This window comes from Actinophytocola algeriensis, from assembly GCF_014203735.1.
GTDB lineage: Bacteria > Actinomycetota > Actinomycetes > Mycobacteriales > Pseudonocardiaceae > Actinophytocola > Actinophytocola algeriensis.
Map to the genome: position 1 here is coordinate 342,731 of NZ_JACHJQ010000011.1, position 20,524 is coordinate 363,254.

The 20,524-nt window shown below is 71.2% G+C and carries 17 protein-coding genes; 9 read left to right on the forward strand and 8 right to left on the reverse strand.

The annotated features are described in order from the left end of the window. Nucleotides 1-4: 4 nt before the first annotated feature. The 6 genes from FHR82_RS41090 to FHR82_RS41115 all read right to left on the reverse strand — a co-directional run bounded on the left by FHR82_RS41090 (nucleotide 5) and on the right by FHR82_RS41115 (nucleotide 5,328). Entirely contained in the window at nucleotides 5-1,273 is a 1,269-nt protein-coding gene (locus tag FHR82_RS41090; RefSeq protein ID WP_184816061.1) for a serine/threonine-protein kinase, read from the reverse strand. Between the two features lie 204 nt (nucleotides 1,274-1,477). Further along, nucleotides 1,478-2,314: a hypothetical protein gene (locus FHR82_RS41095; RefSeq protein WP_184816062.1), complete on the reverse strand. Its 837-nt coding sequence runs from the start codon at nucleotides 2,312-2,314 to the stop codon at nucleotides 1,478-1,480. Between the two features lie 138 nt (nucleotides 2,315-2,452). Then, entirely contained in the window at nucleotides 2,453-3,667 is a 1,215-nt protein-coding gene (locus tag FHR82_RS41100; protein WP_184816063.1) for a hypothetical protein, read from the reverse strand. Nucleotides 3,668-3,805: 138 nt separating this feature from the next. Beyond that, on the reverse strand, nucleotides 3,806-4,522 hold the full coding sequence (locus FHR82_RS41105; protein WP_311771523.1) for a PIG-L deacetylase family protein: 717 nt from the start codon (nucleotides 4,520-4,522) through the stop codon (nucleotides 3,806-3,808). 96 nt (nucleotides 4,523-4,618) lie between these two features. After that, on the reverse strand, nucleotides 4,619-4,924 hold the full coding sequence (locus tag FHR82_RS41110; RefSeq protein ID WP_184816156.1) for a hypothetical protein: 306 nt from the start codon (nucleotides 4,922-4,924) through the stop codon (nucleotides 4,619-4,621). Nucleotides 4,925-4,989: 65 nt separating this feature from the next. Continuing rightward, the gene (locus FHR82_RS41115) at nucleotides 4,990-5,328 is read right to left on the reverse strand and encodes a chorismate mutase (protein ID WP_376706490.1); all 339 of its coding nucleotides are present in this window, start codon (nucleotides 5,326-5,328) and stop codon (nucleotides 4,990-4,992) included. Between the two features lie 306 nt (nucleotides 5,329-5,634). On the opposite strand from FHR82_RS41115, the gene pcrA reads away from it, so the two are divergent. Both pcrA and FHR82_RS41125 read left to right on the forward strand, forming a co-directional pair. Then, complete coding sequence (pcrA, locus tag FHR82_RS41120; RefSeq protein ID WP_184816064.1) at nucleotides 5,635-8,019, forward strand: DNA helicase PcrA; 2,385 nt, start codon at nucleotides 5,635-5,637, stop codon at nucleotides 8,017-8,019. Nucleotides 8,020-8,431: 412 nt separating this feature from the next. Further along, a complete protein-coding gene (locus FHR82_RS41125) occupies nucleotides 8,432-8,677 on the forward strand; it encodes a hypothetical protein (protein WP_184816065.1) in 246 nt (81 codons plus the stop codon). A 55-nt stretch (nucleotides 8,678-8,732) separates the two neighbouring features. Here the strand turns inward: FHR82_RS41125 and FHR82_RS41130 are convergent, their stop codons facing one another. Then, on the reverse strand, nucleotides 8,733-9,557 hold the full coding sequence (locus tag FHR82_RS41130; RefSeq protein WP_376706491.1) for a M23 family metallopeptidase: 825 nt from the start codon (nucleotides 9,555-9,557) through the stop codon (nucleotides 8,733-8,735). A gap of 1,343 nt (nucleotides 9,558-10,900) precedes the next feature. Here FHR82_RS41130 and FHR82_RS41135 point away from each other — a divergent pair. The 5 genes from FHR82_RS41135 to FHR82_RS41155 all read left to right on the forward strand — a co-directional run bounded on the left by FHR82_RS41135 (nucleotide 10,901) and on the right by FHR82_RS41155 (nucleotide 17,180). Further along, the gene (locus FHR82_RS41135; protein WP_221464893.1) at nucleotides 10,901-12,607 is read left to right on the forward strand and encodes a hypothetical protein; all 1,707 of its coding nucleotides are present in this window, start codon (nucleotides 10,901-10,903) and stop codon (nucleotides 12,605-12,607) included. A gap of 102 nt (nucleotides 12,608-12,709) precedes the next feature. Further along, nucleotides 12,710-13,888 (forward strand): ADP-forming succinate--CoA ligase subunit beta, encoded by a 1,179-nt coding sequence (sucC, locus tag FHR82_RS41140; RefSeq protein WP_184816068.1) that lies wholly within the window; start codon nucleotides 12,710-12,712, stop codon nucleotides 13,886-13,888. A gap of 2 nt (nucleotides 13,889-13,890) precedes the next feature. Next, nucleotides 13,891-14,793: a succinate--CoA ligase subunit alpha gene (gene sucD, locus FHR82_RS41145; RefSeq protein ID WP_184816069.1), complete on the forward strand. Its 903-nt coding sequence runs from the start codon at nucleotides 13,891-13,893 to the stop codon at nucleotides 14,791-14,793. Between the two features lie 165 nt (nucleotides 14,794-14,958). Then, a complete protein-coding gene (locus FHR82_RS41150) occupies nucleotides 14,959-15,639 on the forward strand; it encodes a DUF5336 domain-containing protein (RefSeq protein WP_184816070.1) in 681 nt (226 codons plus the stop codon). 134 nt (nucleotides 15,640-15,773) lie between these two features. Next, nucleotides 15,774-17,180, forward strand: a complete 1,407-nt coding sequence (locus tag FHR82_RS41155; protein WP_184816071.1) for a cell division protein PerM — start codon at nucleotides 15,774-15,776, stop codon at nucleotides 17,178-17,180. 47 nt (nucleotides 17,181-17,227) lie between these two features. On the opposite strand, the gene FHR82_RS41160 is transcribed toward FHR82_RS41155, so the two are convergent. Continuing rightward, on the reverse strand, nucleotides 17,228-18,025 hold the full coding sequence (locus FHR82_RS41160; protein WP_221464894.1) for a phosphotransferase family protein: 798 nt from the start codon (nucleotides 18,023-18,025) through the stop codon (nucleotides 17,228-17,230). Between the two features lie 112 nt (nucleotides 18,026-18,137). Between FHR82_RS41160 and purN the strand changes: the two genes are divergently transcribed. Together purN and purH are read left to right on the forward strand one after the other, a co-directional pair. Further along, on the forward strand, nucleotides 18,138-18,746 hold the full coding sequence (gene purN, locus FHR82_RS41165; RefSeq protein ID WP_311771525.1) for a phosphoribosylglycinamide formyltransferase: 609 nt from the start codon (nucleotides 18,138-18,140) through the stop codon (nucleotides 18,744-18,746). Then, nucleotides 18,743-20,296, forward strand: a complete 1,554-nt coding sequence (gene purH / locus FHR82_RS41170) for a bifunctional phosphoribosylaminoimidazolecarboxamide formyltransferase/IMP cyclohydrolase (protein ID WP_184816072.1) — start codon at nucleotides 18,743-18,745, stop codon at nucleotides 20,294-20,296. The genes purN and purH overlap by 4 nt, the downstream gene beginning before the upstream one ends. The last annotated feature ends 228 nt before the right edge of the window (nucleotides 20,297-20,524 follow it).

Here is a 20,524-nt window from a genome sequence, read left to right on the forward strand (position 1 = left end):
ACCATCAGCCTTCGGCTCCGACCGTCGTGGTCGTCACCGGCGGCTGTGTGGTCGTGGTGGTCGTCGGCTCCGGCTCTTCCTCGACCGTCGTCGGCTCGGATGACGTGGTCAGCTCTGACGTCGGTACGACCTCACTCGACTGGGTCTGCTTCGTCTGGCTCGGATCGGTCGTCGGCGTCTCGTTGTTGTCCCGGCCGGACATCAGGAACGCCACCGCCGCGATCACGGCCACCAGCGCCAGCCCGGCACCCACCACGATCGGCGCGCGGGACTTCTTCGGCCGAGGAGGCGGCGGGCCCACCCGCGATGCGCGCACGGCCCGGGTCCGGTCGTCGGTGCCGACCATCTGCGTGGCCGAGTCGCCGTAGTACCCGTCGTCGTAGTCGTCGTAGTCGTCGATCAGCTCGGTCTGGCGGGTACCCGAGGCCATCGGCAGCGGGACGTCCGGCACCTCACCCATGGCGACCGAATGCAGCAGGTCCCTGGTCCGCGACGTCGTCGGCCGCTGCTCCGGCTCGGCCGCGAGCATCGCCACCAGCACACCGGTGAGCGGGCCCGCCAGCTGCGGCGGGTTGATCCGGCCGGCCGCGACCGCGTGGAGCAGCTGCAGCGTGTTCTCCGTCAGCCCGAACGGCGGCTCGCCCTCGACCGCCGCGTACAGCGTCGAACCCAGCGAGAACACGTCCGACGCGGGCGTCGGGTCGTTGCCGACCGCGGCCTCCGGCGCCAGGTAGGCGGGCGTGCCGGCGATCATGCCGGTCTTGGTGACCGTCACGTCGTCGCTGGCCCGCGAGATGCCGAAGTCGGTGATCTTCACGGTGCCGTCGTCGCCGAGCAGGATGTTGCCCGGCTTGACGTCCCGGTGCACGATGCCCGCCGCGTGCGCGGCCGCCAGCGCGGCGGCCGACTGGGCGCCGATCCGCGCCACCTCACGGGCGGGGAGCGGGCCGCGCTCCGACATCACCATCGCGAGGGACTTCGACGGCAGGTACTCCATGATCAGGCAGGGCGCGCCGTCCTCGTCGACCACGTCGAACACCGAGATCGCGTTCGGGTGGTGCAGGCGGGCGGCGATGCGACCCTCGCGCATGCACCGCGCGACGGCTTCGGCCTGCTCCTCCGGCGGGAGGCCGGGCTGGAGCAGCAGTCTCTTGACGGCGACGGTGCGGTTCAGTCTCTCGTCGTGCGCCGTCCACACGACGCCCATGGCACCGGTTCCGATGCGGTGCACCAGGCGGTAACGGCCGGCGACCAGGCGACCTTCATCGGTCATCGCGCCGAGTCCCCCCTGCCTGCAGGTGATCGGTGTACATGCCGACTCCGGGATTATTTTGGGAACGGCTGTCTGGCCCCGCGTGCGCCAACCCGCACCAGGCTAGGCGTTCACTCTGCGCGCACGAACAGGGACCACATCGTGCACACCGGAAACGTGCTTGGTATTGCGGGCTGAATGAGCAGGGGGTCGCAGGCTACCGGTTCAGTTGCGTTGCGCTGACAGGAGCTGTACCCCGACGATCCGACGGGGGCTTTCCGCGACCGTGAGCAGTTGCTGGATGCGCAGGTGCCCGCCGCCCAGCAGGCGCATACGCACAGTGGCGAGCACGCCGTCGGCCTGCTGGACCAGCTCGAGCGAGTCGATCGCGACGACCAGCGACCACGACTGGAGGAACTCGCCAAGGCTGCTGTTCAGCAGTTCCGGGGACAGGAGCTGGAACGCGGCGGCGGGCGCGCCAGGCAGGTTCTCGTAGAACTCGCGCACCAGTGCCAGGTCGTTCGCCGGGCCGGCCTCGTCGTCGTCCGTGTTCGCGCTGGCGGTCGTGCCGCCGGGCGGCGCGTGCACGGGCGTGACGGGTGCCGAGGGCGGAGGGGTCGTGCTCGGCGCGGCGGTCGCCGCACTCGCTCCATCGGTGGGCGGGACCTGCCGCGGCGACTCCGCCGGGACGTAGGCCCTCGGCAGTCCCCGGTCGAGCCGGTCGGGCAGAAGTGCCTGGTCACCGGTGATCTGGACCGCGGGTCTCACCGCGGACTGCGCGTTCTCGCGTCGCTGTTGGTAGATCATCGACGACACGGTGACCGCGCCGCACAGCACCACGCCGGCGACACCGATGCTCGCCAGTTTGGCGAACTGGGTGTTCCGTGCGGGCGGTCGCCGGTGCGAGGCCGGGGCGACCACCGGGATCGTGTCGGTGATGTCGTCCGGCTCTGCTGGGGAGCTGTCGGTGCAGCGCGCTGGTGACGCCTGTCTGATGAGCAGCTCCGTGACGGTCACCGAGCCGGCGCGTGCGTGCCGCCGACCGGTCGTCAGTCGGTCCACTGTGTGATGGCCTCCGTGCGTAGCGTTAGGGGCCACTGGTACTCCGGTCCGCTGTCCTGGCGCTAGTCAATCGAAGTGGATCACCCGAACGGGGTTGCTTGACGGCGGGATCTTCACTCGAATGGAGTATGATCTAGGTCACTCTGTAGTGGTTTCGCCGGTGATCTTCGGGTCGCCACCCCAGGTGAAGGTCAGCTGGCGGTGCTCGACGGTCTCCGTGCCGTCCTTGTGGACGACCTTGACCTTGGACGTGGTGATGGCCTCGTTGCGGTCGATGGTGATCTCCTGGACCTCGATCCGCTCGACGCCGTCGTAGCGCGCCGCGATGCCGTCCGCGCCCTCGCGGGCCATGCTGCCGGTGGTCATCGCGTGCGCGGCCGCCGGGTCGGTGGTGACCAGCTCGAAGTACTCCTGGGTGCGGTCGCCCATCTTCGCCGGGTCGGTCGGCGTCACGGCGGCGAGACCGACGGTCCGCCGCGTCGGTTCGCTGGGCGTGGTCGGCGGCGGGGTGGTCGCGCCCTCGCTCGGCGGCTCGGTCGGCACGACCGACTCCTCACCGGTGGTGCTGCCGATGACCGTGTCCCGAGGCGGGCTGTCCTGGGACGCCGGCGTGGTCGCGTCCCCCGGACCCGGCCTGTCGCTCGGCCTCGATGGCGTGGCGGTGGTCTGCGCGTCGGACGTCGTCGCCTCGTGGGGCAGCTCGGCCAGCGTCAGCGGTCCGGTCGGATAAGCAGGCAGCGCGTCGATCAGCGCGCCGTCGTTGACCGGCCTGCTCATCAGCTCGGTCGTGGCGACGGTCAGGCCCAGTGCCACCGCGGCGGACGTGCTGACGGCGAACCAGGCGGCCTTGCGCCAGCTCCTCGGCGGCGTGACCGAGGCGGGCACGGTGCCGAGGTCGAACTTGCGCAGGCCGGTCACCGGCGCCTCGGGCAGCGCGTACGCGACGGCGCCGGACTCCGCGTCGGGCGGCTCGCCCATGCTGTGCCGTGCCCCGCGGCCGATGGGCACGGTGTCGGCCATGTCCGGCTCGGCGTGCCGGGGCGGCGGCGCGGGGACGTTCCGGCCGACGATGGGCTCCCGCAGGAAGCTCGGCGGGGACTGCGCCGGCCTGGGCGACAGCGGGCCGCGGGGTACGCGGGCCAGGCCCAGCTCGGCGCGGTGCCGGGGCGCGGGCCACGCGGGTGCGTCGGTCGCCGTCCGGGCCTTCGGCACCTCGGGGTCCGCAGGCCAGCCGGGGCGGCGGGTCAGTACTTCACTGGTCGGCCACGCGGACGGCGGGCCCGTGTCCGCCGGCCGGAAGGCGGACACGCCGTCGTACCGCGCGTGGGCCGGGGTGGAGTCGGTGGGGCGCACCGTCGGCGTCCATGCCGCACCCGTCGCGCCCTGACGGTGCCGCCCATGACGTTGGTCCTGGCTGTACCAGCCCCCGCTTGTCATGACTGTGTGACTCCGCTCCCTCCGGTTCGTGACGCGCTGCGACCGACTGATCACCTAACGGCTGGTGTCGACGAGCTGGAACGCTTCCGCGAGACGGCCCTCATCCAGCCCGAACTGGGCCGCGGTGGCCGCGTGGTACTGCCGGAGGTCCTGCTCGATGGCCTCGCCCGCGGGACCCGCCTGCGACGAGTGGGAGCGCAGCGCGGCCATCTTCTTGTCGAACGCGGCGGTGATGTCGACCGGCTGGTTCCGCAGGTGCAACGGCCCGTCGGCCAGCCACAGCTCACGCACGGACCACGGCTCGAGACCCTCATCGTCGAGGAGCGACCGGTGCGCGTACGGGTTGCGGGCGTCCGGGTACACGGCCGCGAACGCGGCCTCGCCGACCGCGCGGTGGTCGGGGTGCGAGGTGGGCACGAAGTCCCAGTTGATCTCCGGCGACCAGGTGAGCACCCGGCCGGGGCGCACGCGGCGGATCACCCGGGAGATGTCGCGGCGCAGCTCGAGCGACGCCGTGACGGCGCCGTCCGGGTAACCCAGAAAGGTGACGTCCTCGACGCCGACGTGTGCGGCGGCGGCCCGCTGCTCGGCCTCCCGCACCGCTGCCATGCCCGGCGAGCCGTCACCACTGGCCTCGCCGGACGTGCAGATGCAATAGGAAACCTCGATCCCGGCCGACGTCCACACCGCGACCGTGCCGGCGGCGCCGAAGTCGACGTCGTCAGGATGTGCGGTGACCACCAGCGCCGACCGAACGTTCGCGGTACTCACCCAAGCCAGGGTATGTGGTTGCGGTCGGTGTGAAGGGCTGGGTGCGCATGTCCCCAACGTGTCACCCCATCGGGTGGCGTGCGCACGCCCCGCAACCTATTCGCCGGTGCGGTACCGCTGCTGCGTCGACTGGAGCGCCTTCACGGCGACCCCGCCCGACCCGGCAGCGAGCAGGATCGCCAGCACGTCGGCGAACCCGGTCCCGTTCGTCAGGATCCACGCGAGCAGCGCGCCGGCGGTGGTGACACCGGCGATCGGCCACCGGCTGCGGACGTACTGGGCGACAGGCGTGCCGCCTGCCCGTTTGGCGGCGGCGGAGGTGAGCATCGCGAGGTATCCGGCGTGTCCGAGGGCAGCCAGGACCGATGCGATGGCGATGAGGACCGCGATCAGGTTGAGCACCATGTCACCAGTGTGCCCGCGTCCGGCACCTCCCGGATCGGTGGGAACCCTGAGATTCGCAATGGTTATCTGCCGAGCGGTCCCCGGCCGAGCGCGAGCAGGGCCATCGCGATCTTGCGACCCTCCGGACCGAGGTCCCGGTAGCGCGCGAGCACGTCCATCTCCCGGTTCACCACGATGCGGGTGCCACCCGCGGCCATCCTGGTGGCGCCGATCGTCTGCGAGACCTCGGCCCTGCGTTTGACCAGCCGCAGGATCTCGGTGTCGAGCCAGTCGATCTCCTTGCGCAGCTCGGCGATGTCGTCGACCGGGGTGCCGGCGGTGTCCTCTGTGCCCGCGGCGTCAGTGGTGCCGGTGGTGTCGTTCGCGGAGGTGGTGGGGGGCATGTCGTGTTCCTCGCTCATGTGGCGGAATCCCTCTGGCCCCGAGCAAAAAGCCCCGGGTCCGAGGACTCCGGGGCTTCGATGGTCGTTTCGCGCGCTAGACAACCACGGGAGCCGGAGTCCGGGTCCCGTAAAAAAACACGAAGTTGTGGTCGCGCACGTCATCGATTCTGCACTGCCCGCCATGAACCTGTCCACCCGGCCCGTCATGCGCCTCGTTGTCGGTGGGGGCCGGTAACGTGGACGCATCATGAGCGCAGCTTGCGGAGCGAATCATCAGACACAGGGCGACCGCGAGCGGCTCCCCGGAGCCTGCGAGGGGGAGTCGTGAGCACTCTGTTCGAATTGCCATCTCCCCAGACGTCCCCGCAGCCCCGGCGCAAGGCAGGGGCTGAGCTGCTCGACGGCCTCAACGACCAGCAGCGACGCGCCGTGCAGCACGCAGGCACGCCGCTGCTCGTGGTCGCGGGCGCCGGGTCGGGCAAGACGCGGGTGCTGACCAGACGGATCGCCTACCTGCTGGCCGAACGGGACGTGCACCCCGGCCAGATCATGGCGATCACGTTCACCAACAAGGCCGCCGCCGAGATGCGCGAGCGCGTGGTCGAGCTGGTGGGCAGGCGCGCCAACGTCATGTGGGTGTCGACGTTCCACTCCATGTGCGTGCGGGTGCTGCGCCGCGAGGCCACCACGCTGGGCATGAAGTCGAGCTTCTCGGTCTACGACGCGGACGACACGCGCAGGCTGATCACGCTCGTGTCCCGCGACCTGGACATCGACCCGAAGCGGTACACCCCGCGCGGGCTCGCGTCGGCCATCTCGAACCTCAAGAACGAACTGATCGACCCGGAGAGCGCGAAGGACAAGGCGGCCAACGACTTCGAGCGTCGCACCGCCGAGGTCTACGTCGAGTACCAGCGGCGCCTCGGGCTGGCCAACGCGTTCGACTTCGACGACCTGATCATGCGCACGGTCGAGCTGCTGCAGACGTTCCCGGCCGTCGCCGAGTACTACCGGCGCCGGTTCCGGCACGTGCTCGTCGACGAGTACCAGGACACCAACCACGCGCAGTACACGCTCGTCCGCGAGCTGGTGGGCACCGGGGAGAACGGTCTCGAGCCGGGCGAGCTGTGCGTGGTCGGCGACGCGGACCAGTCGATCTACGCGTTCCGCGGCGCGACCATCCGCAACATCGTGGACTTCGAGTCCGACTACCCGCAGGCCACCACGATCATGCTGGAGCAGAACTACCGCTCCACGCAGACGATCCTGTCCGCGGCCAACGCGGTCATCTCGCGCAACCCCAACCGGCGCGACAAGCGACTGTGGACCGCGCTCGGCGACGGCGAGAAGATCGTCGGCTACGTGGGCGACAACGACCACGACGAGGCCGCGTTCGTCGCGCGCGAGATCGACAGCCTCATGGACGGTGGCGACACGGGTGAGGTCAAGTACAGCGACATCGCCGTCTTCTACCGCACCAACAACCAGTCCCGTGTGTTCGAGGAGATCTTCGTCCGCATGGGCCTGCCGTACCGCGTGGTCGGCGGCGTGCGGTTCTACGAGCGCAAAGAGGTCCGCGACGCCCTGGCCTACCTGCGGGTGCTCGCCAACCCGGACGACGCGGTCAGCCTGCGGCGGATCCTGAACGTGCCCAAGCGCGGCATCGGCGACCGCGCGGAGGCCTGCGTGTCCGCGCACGCCGACAAGCAGCGGATCTCGTTCAACGACGCGCTGCGCGACGCCGTGGACGACAAGGTGCCGATGCTCAACGCCCGGTCCCGCAACGCGATCGTCGGCTTCGTCGAGCTGATCGACGACCTGCGCGGGCTCGTCACGGACGGGCACGAGACCGCGGACATCCTGGAGTCGGTGCTGGAGCGCACCGGCTACCGCGCCGAGCTGGAGGCGTCCGACGACCCGCAGGACGAGACGCGGGTGGAGAACCTGACCGAGCTGGTCACCGTGGCCCGCGAGTTCGCGCACGAGCTGCCGCCAGAGGACCCCGACGGTGACGGTGACGGCGCGGCCGACGAGGGCCTGGTCGAGCCGGGCTCACTGGCCGCGTTCCTGGAGCGGGTGTCGCTGGTGGCGGACGCGGACCAGATCCCGGACGAGGACAGCGAGGCCACCGGCGTGGTCACGCTGATGACGCTGCACACCGCGAAGGGCCTCGAGTACCCGATCGTGTTCTGCACCGGCTGGGAGGACGGCGTGTTCCCGCACATGCGGGCGCTCGGCGACCCGACGGAGCTGGCGGAGGAGCGGCGCCTGGCGTACGTGGGCATCACGCGGGCACAGCAGCGGCTGTACCTGTCGCGCGCGATCGTGCGGTCCGCGTGGGGCCAGCCGATGACCAACCCGCCGTCCCGGTTCCTGGACGAGATCCCGGCCGACCTCGTCGACTGGCGCCGCGTGCAGCCGGAGCGCTCCGCGCCCAGCGCGCCGACCACGGGCTGGGGCCGCCGGTCCTTCGGTGGTGGCTCCGGCGGCGGCTCGTCGGCGCCGTCGTTCGGCCCCGCGAAGGGCTGGAAGGACACCCCGGCGCTGTCGCTGAACGTGGGCGACCGCGTCACACACGACAAGTACGGCCTCGGCACCGTGGTCGCCACGGACGGCGTCGGCCCCCGGGCGACCGCCACGATCGACTTCGGCACCGCGGGTTCCATCCGGCTGATGTTGATCGGCAGCGTGCCCATTCAGAAGCTCTGAGCGCGCCTCCGCGGGCTGGCGCGGTGCGTAAGGGCGCTTCAGGGCACTCAACGCCCTGAGAGCGTCTTTCGGGACCTGACCCACCCAGGCCGGGTGCAGGGTGCGCGAAGAGACCTTCAGCGTCCCCAACGCGCCCTCACGACGGGACCCGTCATGTCTGGGACGTCTTCGCCTTGTCCTGCCTGTCCGCCCCGGCCCCCTCGGCTCGCCCTCGCCTCTCCTGCGCCTCCTGTGAGCCCGTCGGCGCCCTCCCGACACCCCCGAAACCGTCGCTTGCCCGCCCTCCGCCACTTTCGGGTGAATCCCGCTTCTCATGGTCGAACGGGTGTGCGAAACTGTCGGTGCCATCCGGTTGACTAATCATCGCGCGGGACCACACGGGTCCCGCCTGGTGAGGCAGGGGGTCCTAGATGTGGACGAGGTGTTGTTCGGTGTGCTCGCCGAGAACATCGGCAAGTACCTGGACGGAGTCGACCGGCGCGCTGAGCACTCGGAAGAGCTGCGGTTGCTCGTCGCCGCGTGGCGGGCGCTGCTCGACCTGCACCGGCCGGAGGGCCGTCGAGGGAGCTGCGCGGGCTGCGCCGCGGCTCGTCATCGCAAGGGCGGCATGTGCAGCGTCTGGCGGGTCGCCAACGCGTTCTTCGTCCGCGGCGGCTGAATGGCTGGCGGAGCGGTGGCGTGTAGTCCTGGAGTCGGGTGGGTACCCGCAGGGATCAGATGACCACGCCGTGGTCGAGGAGCCAGGTACGGGGGTTGATCTTGCGGGTGCCTTCGTCCCAGACCTCGAAGTGGAGGTGCGGGCCGGTGGACTGACCGCGGTTGCCGATGCGGGCGATCTGCTCGCCGGCCTTGACCCGCTCGCCCTCGCTGACCGAGTAGTCCTGCATGTGGCCGTAGACGGTGATCGTGCCGTCGTCGTGCTGGATGCGGACCCAGAGGCCGAAGCCGCTGGCCGGGCCCGCCTCGATGACCACACCGTCGGCGGCGGCGTAGATCGGCGTGCCGATGCTGTTGGCGATGTCGATGCCGAGGTGGCTGCCACCCCAGCGGGCACCGAAACCGGAGGTGAACCGGCCCTCGGCCGGCCGTACGAACTTGGGCCGCTCAGCCTCGGCCCTCGCCGCCGCGGCGGCCGCGACACGGGCCTGAACGATCTGGTTGGTGGAGGCGATCTTCTGCGCCTCGACCGGGGCGGTGGACATCTTCGCCACCGTCAGCACCTCTGGCGCGGCGGCGGATGACGACTGGCCACCGATGCCACCGCCGAGCTGGGCGGAGGCGTTCTTGGCGTCCGCGAGCGGAGCGATGTCGTCGGACGAGGACTCTCCGGCCTTGAGCGTCTGACCAGCCGTGGCGGCAGCGAACGCACCGATCGCGACAGCGGCGACGACCACCCGCCCACGAAGCTGGGACGAAGGTGGGCTCATCCGGTGTTGCGCGGCACGGATACGGGCGGAGCTGTTGCGTTCAGCCAACGCAGCATCGAGCGCTGCGCACTCCCGTGTGGTGTCGCCGCCGGGGGAGCGGTGTCGAGACAAGGCCTGCCCTTCCGTCTTCGGGGAGTCCGGGCCTCGACATGCGCCTGGCTCGTTGGGGCCGAGCTGTCGGCGTGGACACCGGGCGGGGGATCCCAGTTGGACGGAACCAAACCTCTTGGTTGCCGTCCTGTCCAATTCGTGACCGGACCGTGACAACGGACCGGGGGAAGATAACGAAGGGGCACCGCTGAGGGCAACTTCCGTGAACCAGGTCCGCCAAACGGGTGGCGCCAAAACCTTCTGTAACCAGGCCTGATAACCCAAAGTGAATCGAAGGTTACCTACCCGATGTGACCCAAGACACCAATTCCCGGCCCGCAACCAGCGGTCCAGGACCACCCAACGGCCGCCCCGCGAGGTGTTCCGTAACCAAACCCGAGCCCCGCGCGGGAGCCACACACCCACAAGGTTCGGCCTCCAGTCAGGCGAACGACCCAAGAGAGAAGGTCACCAGCACAACCACCAAAAGCACCAACAAGGAAGCGACTTCCGCCCGACGCGGCGCGCACGGCGGAGCCCGAGCGGACGGCGTGGCCCGAGCACCGGGCTCCCGAAACAGGCCGAGACCCGCAAGCCGAGACCCGCGACATCGGACTCAGGCACGCCGGTTCCTGGACGCCGGCTGCCTGGCAGCACGCCTGCATGCCTGGTCACTGGTTGCCTGGCCGGCTGAACGCTGACTGCCGGCCTGGCCTCCGGGCGTTGCCCGCCTGGCCGACGCCCCGACTGGCCCACGCCCGGTGTGGTTGCTGGTGGCTGGCGGGTGGGCTGGCTGCCTGGCCTCTTGGCGTTGCCTGCCCGGCCGACGCTCGGCTGGGCCGCGGCCAGGCTGCTGGCGGGTGAGCAGCCGGCTGGCCACCGCTGGCCGCCGCCTGGCGGGTTGCTGGCGGGTGGGCTGCCTGGCTGCCTGGCGCTCCCTGCCCGGCCGACGCTTGGCTGGGCCGCGGCCAGGCTGCTGGCGGGTGAGCAGCTGGCTGGCCACCGCTGGCCGCCGCCTGGCGGGTTGCTGGCTGGCGGGTTGCTGGCGGGTGGGCTGCCTGACTGCCTGACGACTTGGTGTTGCCTGCCTGCCGGACGCTTTGGCCGGGCCCATGCGCGACCCAGCGCTGCCGTGAGAGCTGGTCGTTCAGGGTGGTCGGTGAAGCGGGCCCCGGTGCGGTCAGTGGCGGGTGGGCAGGCGCGCGGATGTGCCGTCGGCCGATCAGGGGTGGGCGCGACATGTGCGGCGGAAGGAGCCTTGCTAGCGTCTTCACACAATGACTGCGCGGACTCCATCAACGCTCGGTGCGGCCGGTGGCCGGGAGCGTGGGACACCACAGGACGGCGCGGTAGACCGGCTCGGTTTGGCCGCCTCCCCTCCCCGTCTTCGGGTCGCGCTGCTGGTCTCGCTGGCCGGGGCCGTGCTCACCGTCGTCGGGGTCGGGCAGGGACTGGTCGTCGACTCGCCGGCGGCCGGGTTCGGCAGTGGGTTCCTTCTCACCGTGCTCGCGGTCGCGCCCACGGCGGCGGCCGTCCTTTTTGTGCTCTTCGGGCGGGCGATCGTCGGGGCCGGTGTGCTCACCGGCGCCGCGCTGCTCGCGCCCGGGCTGGCGCTCGTCGACGCGCAGTTCCTCGTCGACGCGTTGCAGGCGGCTCGGCCCGAGATGCTGGTGCCCACCTCGCTTGCCGCGCTCACACCCGGGGCCGGGGCCTACCTGGTGCTCGCCGGGCATGTCGCCGCTGGGGTCGCCGGGGTGCTCGCCGCGGGGCGGGCCGGGGCCGACCCCAGCTCCGACTACTTCGCCGCCCTCGACAGCACGGCCTCCGTCTCCCGGCGCGGGGCCGCGGTGGGGTGGGCGCTTGCCGCCGCCACCATCAGCGTCGCCGGGCTGTTCTTCCCGCCGTTCCGGTCTGACAACGCGTTCCTGCTCGCGCACGACCTCGTCGACAGCCCGGCCCTCGTCCGGTACGGCGGGATCCTGCTCGCGCTGACCCTCCTGGTGGGCTGGGTGGCCGCCGCGGGGAACGCGCGACCTCCCACCGCACGCGGGATGTCGGTCGGGTTGCTTCTCGCGCTGGCCTGGCTTGCTCTGCCGCAGGTCTTCGCGGTCGCCGCGATCGACTGGTTGCACTTCGAGCGGGGTGGCGGGCTGCTCACGCTCGTGCCGCTCGTCGTGCTCGTCGGCATGCTGTTCGTGCTGCGCGGGGATCGGGAGCCTGCCGACGAACCCGCCGAGCTGCAGCTCGAGACCAGCCCCCTCCACCTCCTCACCGGGGTGCTCGGAGTGCTGACCGGGGTGGCCGCGATCGGCGGTGCTGTCGGTGCGCTCGTGGTGGTCGAGGGTGGCGACCAGCCCGCGAGCTACGCCAACCGGCAGCTGATCCCCGCCGGGATCGTCGTCATCCTGTTGGGGGCGGCCCTGTTCACCAGGTGGGCCGGGGCGGTGCGGCCCGCGTTCGTCGTCTCGCTCGGTGCCGTCGCTCTGGTCGGGCTCGCGAGCCTCGACGCCGCGTTCACCGGGACCACCATCCCCGGCACGGCGTTCAACATGCCGGTCGTCACCGCCGAGGTGCATGTCGGGGCCGGGGTCTGGTTCGCGATCGCCGCGATCGTGCTCGCCGCGTTCGCCGCTGTCGCCGCCGCGATCGCGGGTGGGGCGGAGCGGGACGACGTGGACCTCAGCGAGCGGAAGCTGCACACCCGGGTCGCCATTCCCGTCGGGGCGGCGATCCTCCTCGCCGTCGGGGCCTTCGCCGCGCCGATGATCGTCGCGCCGGAGTTCACCGCGCCCGGGATCTTCTCCGAGTTCCGGCTCGCGTCCTGGGGACTGCTCATCGGGTTCGCGGTCGTCGCCGGGGCCGCCGCCGTCGCCGCGTTCTCCCGGCCGGTGCGGGCCGCCGGGTTGCTGTTCGGTGGCGCGGTCGTGGTCGGGGTGCACCTGCTCGAACTGCCGATGACCGGGGACCGGGTCGCGGACGCGTCGGCCGGGCAGGGCACGTGGTTGTCGCTGGCCTGCCTCGTCGCGCTCGTGGCGGGTGCGGTGGCGGCTATGACCGATCGCACCGAGTGAGGGACCTCACGGACGCCGCCCGTCGACCCTAAGTCGCTGGTCGCTAGGGTCTTCTGCGTGCCGAACCCCCAAGTCGAGCCGTAGATACAGGAGACCGTCGTAGTGGATCTGTACGAGTACCAGGCGAAGGACCTCTTCGGGGCCCACGGCGTCCCGGTTCTGCCGGGGGACGTCGCCGACACTCCCGACGACGCCGCACGCATCGCGGGCGACCTCGGTCAGCGCGTCGTCGTCAAGGCGCAGGTGAAGACCGGGGGCCGCGGCAAGGCCGGCGGCGTCAAGCTCGCCGACGACGCCGCTGACGCCAAGGCGAAGGCCGAGGGCATCCTGGGCCTGGACATCAAGGGCCACATCGTGCGCCGCGTCCTCATCGCGCCCGCGTCCGACATCGCGGAGGAGTACTACTTCTCCTTCCTGCTGGACCGCGCCAACCGCACCTTCCTCGCCATGGCGTCCGCCGAGGGCGGCATGGACATCGAGCAGCTCGCGGTCGAACGCCCCGACGCGCTCGCGAAGGTGCCCGTCGACGCCATCAAGGGCGTGGACCTGGCCAAGGCCAAGGAAATCCTGACCGCGGGCCGCTTCCCGGAGCCGATCCTGGACGAGGCCGCCGAGGTCGTCGTGAAGCTGTGGGAGACCTTCGTCAGCGAGGACGCGACCCTCGTCGAGGTCAACCCGCTGGTCCGCGACCCGCAGGACAAGATCATCGCGCTGGACGGCAAGGTCACGCTGGACGAGAACGCGTCTTTCCGCCACCCGGGCCACGCGGCCCTCGTCGACACCGCCGCCGAGGACCCGCTCGAGGCCGCGGCGAAGGCCAAGGACCTCAACTACGTCAAGCTCGACGGCCAGGTCGGCATCATCGGCAACGGCGCGGGCCTCGTCATGTCGACGCTCGACGTCGTCGCCTACGCCGGTGAGGAGTTCGGCGGCATGAAGCCCGCCAACTTCCTCGACATCGGCGGCGGCGCGTCGGCCGAGGTCATGGCCAACGGCCTGGAGATCATCCTCGGCGACCGCGACGTGAAGTCGGTGTTCGTCAACGTGTTCGGCGGCATCACCGCGTGCGACGCGGTCGCCAACGGCATCGTGCAGGCGTTCCAGCTGCTGGAGTCCCGGGGCGAGCCGGTGAACAAGCCGATCGTGGTGCGCCTGGACGGCAACAACGCCGAGGAGGGCCGCCGCATCCTCACCGAGGCCGCACTGGCCGGCCTCGAGCAGGTCGACACGATGGACAACGCGGCACGCAAGGCCGCCGAACTTGCCTCGAAGGGGGCCTAGTCATGGCGATCTTCCTCAACGAGGACAGCAAGATCATCGTTCAGGGCATGACCGGCGCCGAGGGCACCAAGCACACGCGCCGCATGCTCGCCTCCGGCGCCAACGTGGTCGGCGGCGTCAACGCCCGCAAGGCGGGGCAGAGCGCCGACTTCTCCGACGTCAAGGACGGCCTGACCCTGCCGGTGTTCGGCACGGTCGCCGAGGCGATGAAGGAGACCGGCGCGGACGTGTCGGTCCTGTTCGTGCCGCCGAAGTTCGCGAAGGACGCGGCCATCGAGGCCATCGACGCGGGCATCCCGCTCGCGGTCGTGATCACCGAGGGCATCCCGGTGCACGACACCGCCTTCTTCTGGGCGCACGCCTGCGCCACCGGCAACACGACGCGGATCATCGGCCCGAACTGCCCGGGTGTCATCAGCCCCGGCAAGTCCAACGCGGGCATCATCCCCGCGGACATCACCGGCCCCGGCCGCATCGGCCTGGTGTCGAAGTCCGGCACGCTGACCTACCAGATGATGTACGAGCTGTCGGACATCGGCTTCTCCACCGCGGTCGGCATCGGCGGTGACCCGATCATCGGCACCACGCACATCGACGCGCTCGCCGCGTTCGAGGCGGACCCGCAGACCGAGGTCATCGTGATGATCGGCGAGATCGGCGGCGACGCGGAGGAGCGGGCCGCGGCCTACATCGCCGAGCACGTCACCAAGCCGGTCGTGGGTTACGTCGCGGGCTTCACCGCGCCGGAGGGCAAGACGATGGGGCACGCGGGCGCGATCGTGTCCGGCTCGTCCGGCACCGCGCAGGCGAAGAAGGAAGCCCTCGAGGCGGCGGGTGTGAAGGTCGGCAAGACGCCGTCCGAGACCGCTGAGCTGGCACGGCAGATCGTGGCCGCGAAGGCCTGATCTCCCAGCTGACAGGCATGTGACCGTGGGGCCGGACGCTGGTGTAGCGTCCGGCCCCACGATGGTCTGGTGTTCGGGGGAACCGCTTCGTACCGCCGGCCGTCGGAAGGTCTGAGTACAAGTATGTCCACCGATCGCGTCGAGTGAGTCGAGGAGAGCAACGCGATGACCTTCCCAGGCGGGGCTCCGGGTGGTTACCCGGGCCAAGGGCCGCAGCAGCACCAACCCGGTCCCTACGGGCCTCCGCCCGGCGGCGGCATGAAGCTCGGCCTGCCGACGATCCTGCACCTGGTGATCCTCGGTCTCGGCTTGATCAACTTCTTCGTCGGCTTCGCGGACGTGTTCGACGGCGGTGACGGCTACTTCGCCAACGCCTCCACGATCCCGGCACTGTTCCTGCTCGGCGGCCTGTTCTCGCTGCCCGCGATCCTGCCCGGCGACAACAAGAAGCCGGGCATCCCGCCCGCCGCCTTCTCCGTCGCGGCCATGCTCACGGTCCTGTTCCTCACCTTCTCCACCGACCCGGACGTGGGCACCGGCACCATCCTGATCATGGTGTTCGGCATCCTGCAGGGGCTCGGCTCGATCGGTGCGTTCCTGCTCGACCAGGGCATCCTCAAGATGCCCGCACCGAACCCGTACGGCCACGGCCAGGCAGGTGGCGCCTTCCCGCCCTCCGGTCAGTTCCCGGCCCCGCCCCAGCAGCAGCCGGGTCAGCCCGGCCAGTTCGGTGCCCCTCCCGGGCAGCAGACCACCTTCGCGCCGCAGCAGGGCCAGTTCGGCCAGCCCGGCCAGCAGCCGGGGCAACCCGGTACTCCGCCGGGTGGTTACCCGCAGCAGGGCTGAGCCCACGCATTTCACTCGATGGGGTGGTCGCCGGACGGCGGCCACCCCATCGACGTGTGTCGGGCCGTTCACCTGATCCGGTATCGGCGGCGTGGCTCACCCGCCCGGCCAAGTCCACATGCGACCGTGGCCGCATGGCCCCTGACCTCGACGAACCCGCCCAGCCGGGAGCACTCAGCCACGAACTAGCGGAAGCCGCGGCCAGCGACACGGCCGGTCTCCGGGCCGAGGCGCCGACGCTGACCAGGATCCGCGTCCTGGCACTCGCCACGCTCGGCCCGCTCCTCACCGGTTACCTCGCGCTCGCCGCGCTGCTCGCGCTCGTCACCGCGATCGCCACCAACGCGCACGTCACGACCGCCGGCGTGCTGGACGCGGCACTGCCCGTGTGGCTCGCCGCGCACCAGGTGCCGGTGCGGATCTCCGGGCTCGAACTGGGTGTGCTGCCACTGCTGCCGACCATCGGCCTCGCCGCGCTCACCGCGAAGGCCGCGTCCAGCGCGGCGGCACGGCTGGACCTGCAGAGACCCGCTCAGGCGGCCAAGCTGATCGCGATCATCGCGGCGGCACACGGGATGGCGGGCATGGTCGTCGCCGCGCTGTCGGCCCACGGGGACGTCACCGCCGACCCGCTCTCGGCCCTGTACTACCCGGCACTGGTGTCCGCGCTGGCCGCCACCGCCGGGGTCGCGCGCCGCGGCGGCGTGCTCGCCGCGATCGGCCGCCGCGCCGACCAGGTCGCCGTCGCCGGGCTCCGCGCCGGCGCGCTCGCGGTCGTGCTGCTGCTCGCCGCGGGCGGGGCGCTGTTGACGTTCGGGCTGCTCACGTCCATCGCGGCGACCCGCGACATGCTTCCGGCCGGCGCGGGCAACGCGATCGGCATGCTGTTGTTGTCGATCGGGTACCTGCCGAACGCCATGGTCGCCGCGACCGGGTTCCTCGCCGGTTTGGGGTTCTCGATCGGCTCGGTCGCGATGTCACCGCTCGAGTTCGACGGTGGGCCGATACCCGCGGTGCCGCTGCTCGCGGCGTTGCCCGAGCACGAAGCCGTGTGGTGGCCCGTGCTGTTCGTGGTGCCGCTCGCGGTGGGGGTGCTGGTGGGGTGGCGGCTGCGGTTCGTCGACGACGACCCGCTGGCGCGACTTCGTGGGGTCGCGGTGGCCGCAGGTGTGGTCGCGATGGCGTTCGTGGTGCTGGGCGGCAGCGCGGGCGGGCACCTGGGGCGCGGCCCGTTCGACCCGGTCAGCATGCGTGCGGCCGCGTTGTCGATTGCGCTCGTGTTGTGGACGGCCGTGCCCGCCGCGGTGGCGGCGTGGTTCGGCGGGCCGCGCCCGGCCGCGCAACGCCTGCCGGGCCTGATCGATGACGAGCCGGAACCCGTGGTGGTGGACCAGGAAGCGGAACCGGAGGACCGGCAGGAGGACGCCGACGAGGAACCCGGGGAAGAAGAGGACGAGGCGGAAGAAGCGGACGACGAGCCTGACGAGCTGCCCGGGCCGCGGGACGCGGTCGAGAAGTCCGGCGAGGTGGTCCGCGACTGATGTCCCGACGGTGACCGCCAGGACGTCGAACGTCCCGGCGGCGCCTCTCAGGGCAGGTGGGCCAGTTGCCGGATGTCGAACGCGATGTCGTTCAGCGGGGCCGTCGTGCCGTTCTCGCGGAAGAAGTTCCACAGCTCGAGCGCGTGGTAGAGCCGGTACAGCTCGATCCGTGCGAGCCCGCTGCGCGGCAGCGGCCCGTACCCCGCCAGCAGGCCCGCGTACTTGGCCGGCGACCGGGACAGCTCGTACTGGATGGTCTTGGCGAGGTCGGTCATCGGGTCGGCGGAGATCGCGTTCTCCACGTCGATGAACCCGCTCACCCGCCACCGGTCGCCGTCCGGCTCGACGAGCACGTTCCCCTCGTGCAGGTCGTTGTGGCACAGCACCGCGCCGGCGCACAGCCCGAACAGGCCCGCCCGCTCCGCCACCCGTTCGGTCGCCAGCTCGTGTGTCGCGGGGTCGCCGCCCAACTCGCGGAACCGGTCGAGCGTCACGCGGAACTGCCTGCGCATGTAGGCCGTGTTGTGGTGCTCCGGGTCCACGATCTCGGTCGTGATGTACCCGAACTCGGGCTGGGTCAGCTGGTGGATGGTGTGGAGCAGCTCGCCGATCTGGCGGTACACGTCGCGGTGGCACTGCGGCGGCACCTGCGCGTCCGACAGCGGCGTTCCCGGCACCAGCGTCATGGTCGTGACGCCGTCCTCGACGGCCACGACCGACGGCACCCCCGGCACACCCGCCAGCAGCGAGTAGACGTGGACCTCTTTGGCTTGCCGCCACCGCGACTCCTCGGCGTACCGCTTCCGGATCAGCGGTTCGCCGGGCACGCGCTCGGTGATGTGCACCACGAGAACCTAGTGTGCCCCGAACGTGCCGGGCGACCGGTTTAGGGCGGGGATCACTGGCCGCCTAAGCTGCGCGTATGACTGGGAGCCACCGCTGAGCGAGCTCATCTCGGTGAGACCGGACGTGCCCGCGCGGCTCGTCGTGCTGGTCTCCGGTTCCGGCACCCTCCTCCAGGCCGTGCTCGACGCGGCCGATCTCCCCGTGCGCGTGGTCGCGGTCGGCGCCGACCGGCCGGGCATCGAAGGTCTCGCGCGCGCGGAACGGGCCGGGGTGCCGGGTTTCGTGGTGCGGCTGAAGGACCACCAGGACCGCGCCGCGTGGGACCGCGCGCTGACCAAGGCGGTCGCGGCGCACGAGCCGGACCTGGTCGTGTCGGCCGGGTTCATGAAGATCCTCGGGCCGGAGTTCCTCGACACGTTCGGCGGCCGGGTGATCAACACGCACCCCGCGCTGCTGCCCGCGTTCCCCGGTGCGCACGCCGTGGCCGACGCGGTCGCCTACGGCGTGCGGGTCACCGGTTGCACGGTGCACCTCGTGGACGCCGGTGTGGACACCGGGCCGATCGTCGCGCAGGAGGCGGTGAGCGTGACGCCGGGCGAGGACGTCGGCGCGCTGCACGAGCGCATCAAGGTTGTCGAGCGTCGGCTGCTGGTCGACGTGATCGCATTGCTGACCCGGCAGGGTTACACGGTGCATGGACGAAAGGTGAGCATCCCGTGACTGACGAGCGGCGCCCGGTTCGCCGGGCCCTCATCGGGGTTTCGGACAAGGCGGGTCTGCTGGAACTGGCGACGGGCCTTTCCGCGAACGGCGTGGAGATCGTGTCGACCGGTGGCACGGCCAAGGTCATCGCGGACGCCGGCGTGCCGGTGACGCCGGTCGAGCAGGTGACCGGGTTCCCGGAGTCGTTCGACGGGCGGGTGAAGACGCTGCACCCGCGCGTGCACGCCGGTCTGCTGGCGGACCTGCGCAAGCCCGAGCACGTCGAACAGCTGTCGGAGCTGGGCATCGAGCCGTTCGACCTGCTGGTGGTGAACCTGTACCCGTTCGAGCGGACGGTCGCGTCGGGCGCGTCGCCGGACGAGTGCGTCGAGCAGATCGACATCGGTGGCCCGGCGATGGTGCGCGCGGCGGCGAAGAACCACCCGAGCGTGGCCGTGGTCGTGGACCCCGCGCGGTACGACTGGGTGCTGGAGTCGGTGCGGTCCGGCGGGTTCACGCTCGCCGACCGGCAGAGCCTTGCCGCGGACGCGTACCGCCACACGGCGACCTACGACATCGCGGTCGCGTCGTGGATGGGGTCGGTGCTGGCGCCGGACGCGGAGGTCTTCCCGTCCTGGGCCGGCGCGAGCTGGGAGCGGCGCAGCGTGCTGCGGTACGGCGAGAACCCGCACCAGAAGGCGGCGCTGTACACGTCCGGCCGTCCGGGCCTCGCGACCGCGGAACAGTTGCACGGCAAGGAGATGTCGTACAACAACTACCTCGACTCGGACGCGGCGTGGCGTGCCGCGTACGACCACGAGCTGCCGTGTGTCGCGATCATCAAGCACAACAACCCGTGTGGCATCGCGGTGTCGGAGACGGAACTCGCGGACGCGCACCGCAAGGCGCACGCGTGCGACCCGGTGTCCGCCTACGGCGGCGTGATCGCGGCGAACCGCGAGGTGTCGGTCGAGATGGCCGAGCAGGTGGCGGAGGTGTTCACCGAGGTCATCGTGGCCCCCGCCTACGTGCCGGGGGCCGTGGACGTGCTGATGCGCAAGAAGAACATCCGCATCCTGGTGGCCACGCCGCCGTCGCGTGGTGGCCCCGAGTTCCGCCCGGTGTCCGGCGGGTTGCTGATGCAGCAGTCCGACATCATCGACGCCCCCGGTGACGACCCGGCGAAGTGGTCCCTCGCCACGGGCACCCCGGTGGACGAGGCGACCCTCGCCGACCTGGCCTTCGCGTGGCGCACGTGCCGCGCGGTCAAGTCGAACGCGATCGTCCTGGCCGCCGCCGGCGCGACCGTCGGCGTCGGGATGGGGCAGGTCAACCGCGTCGACGCGGCCAAGCTGGCGATCGAGCGGGCCGGTGCCCGGGCGAGCGGGTCGGTCGCGGCCTCGGACGCGTTCTTCCCGTTCCCGGACGGGCCGCAGTTGCTGATCGACGCCGGTGTCCGCGCGATCGTCCAGCCGGGCGGTTCCGTGCGGGACGCCGAGGTGATCGCGGCCGCGGAGGCCGCCGGGGTGCCGGTGTACCTGACGGGCACGCGCCACTTCGCGCACTGACAAAAACTCGAAGGGGGCGCGTCCGGGACACCCGGGCGCGCCCCTTCCGCGTCGCGCACACCTCATCCGAGCGGCCTAACCGCGCACCGCCGTCCGACGGCGCCGAGGCGCTTCGCCGACCGTAAGGCGGCCTCCGCGCACGCCGTTTCGCGTATGGTAATAGCCCGAACGGGGTAATCCTCGGGTTTTCACTCACATCTCCACAAATCCGCTGCCGGGAATTGTCAC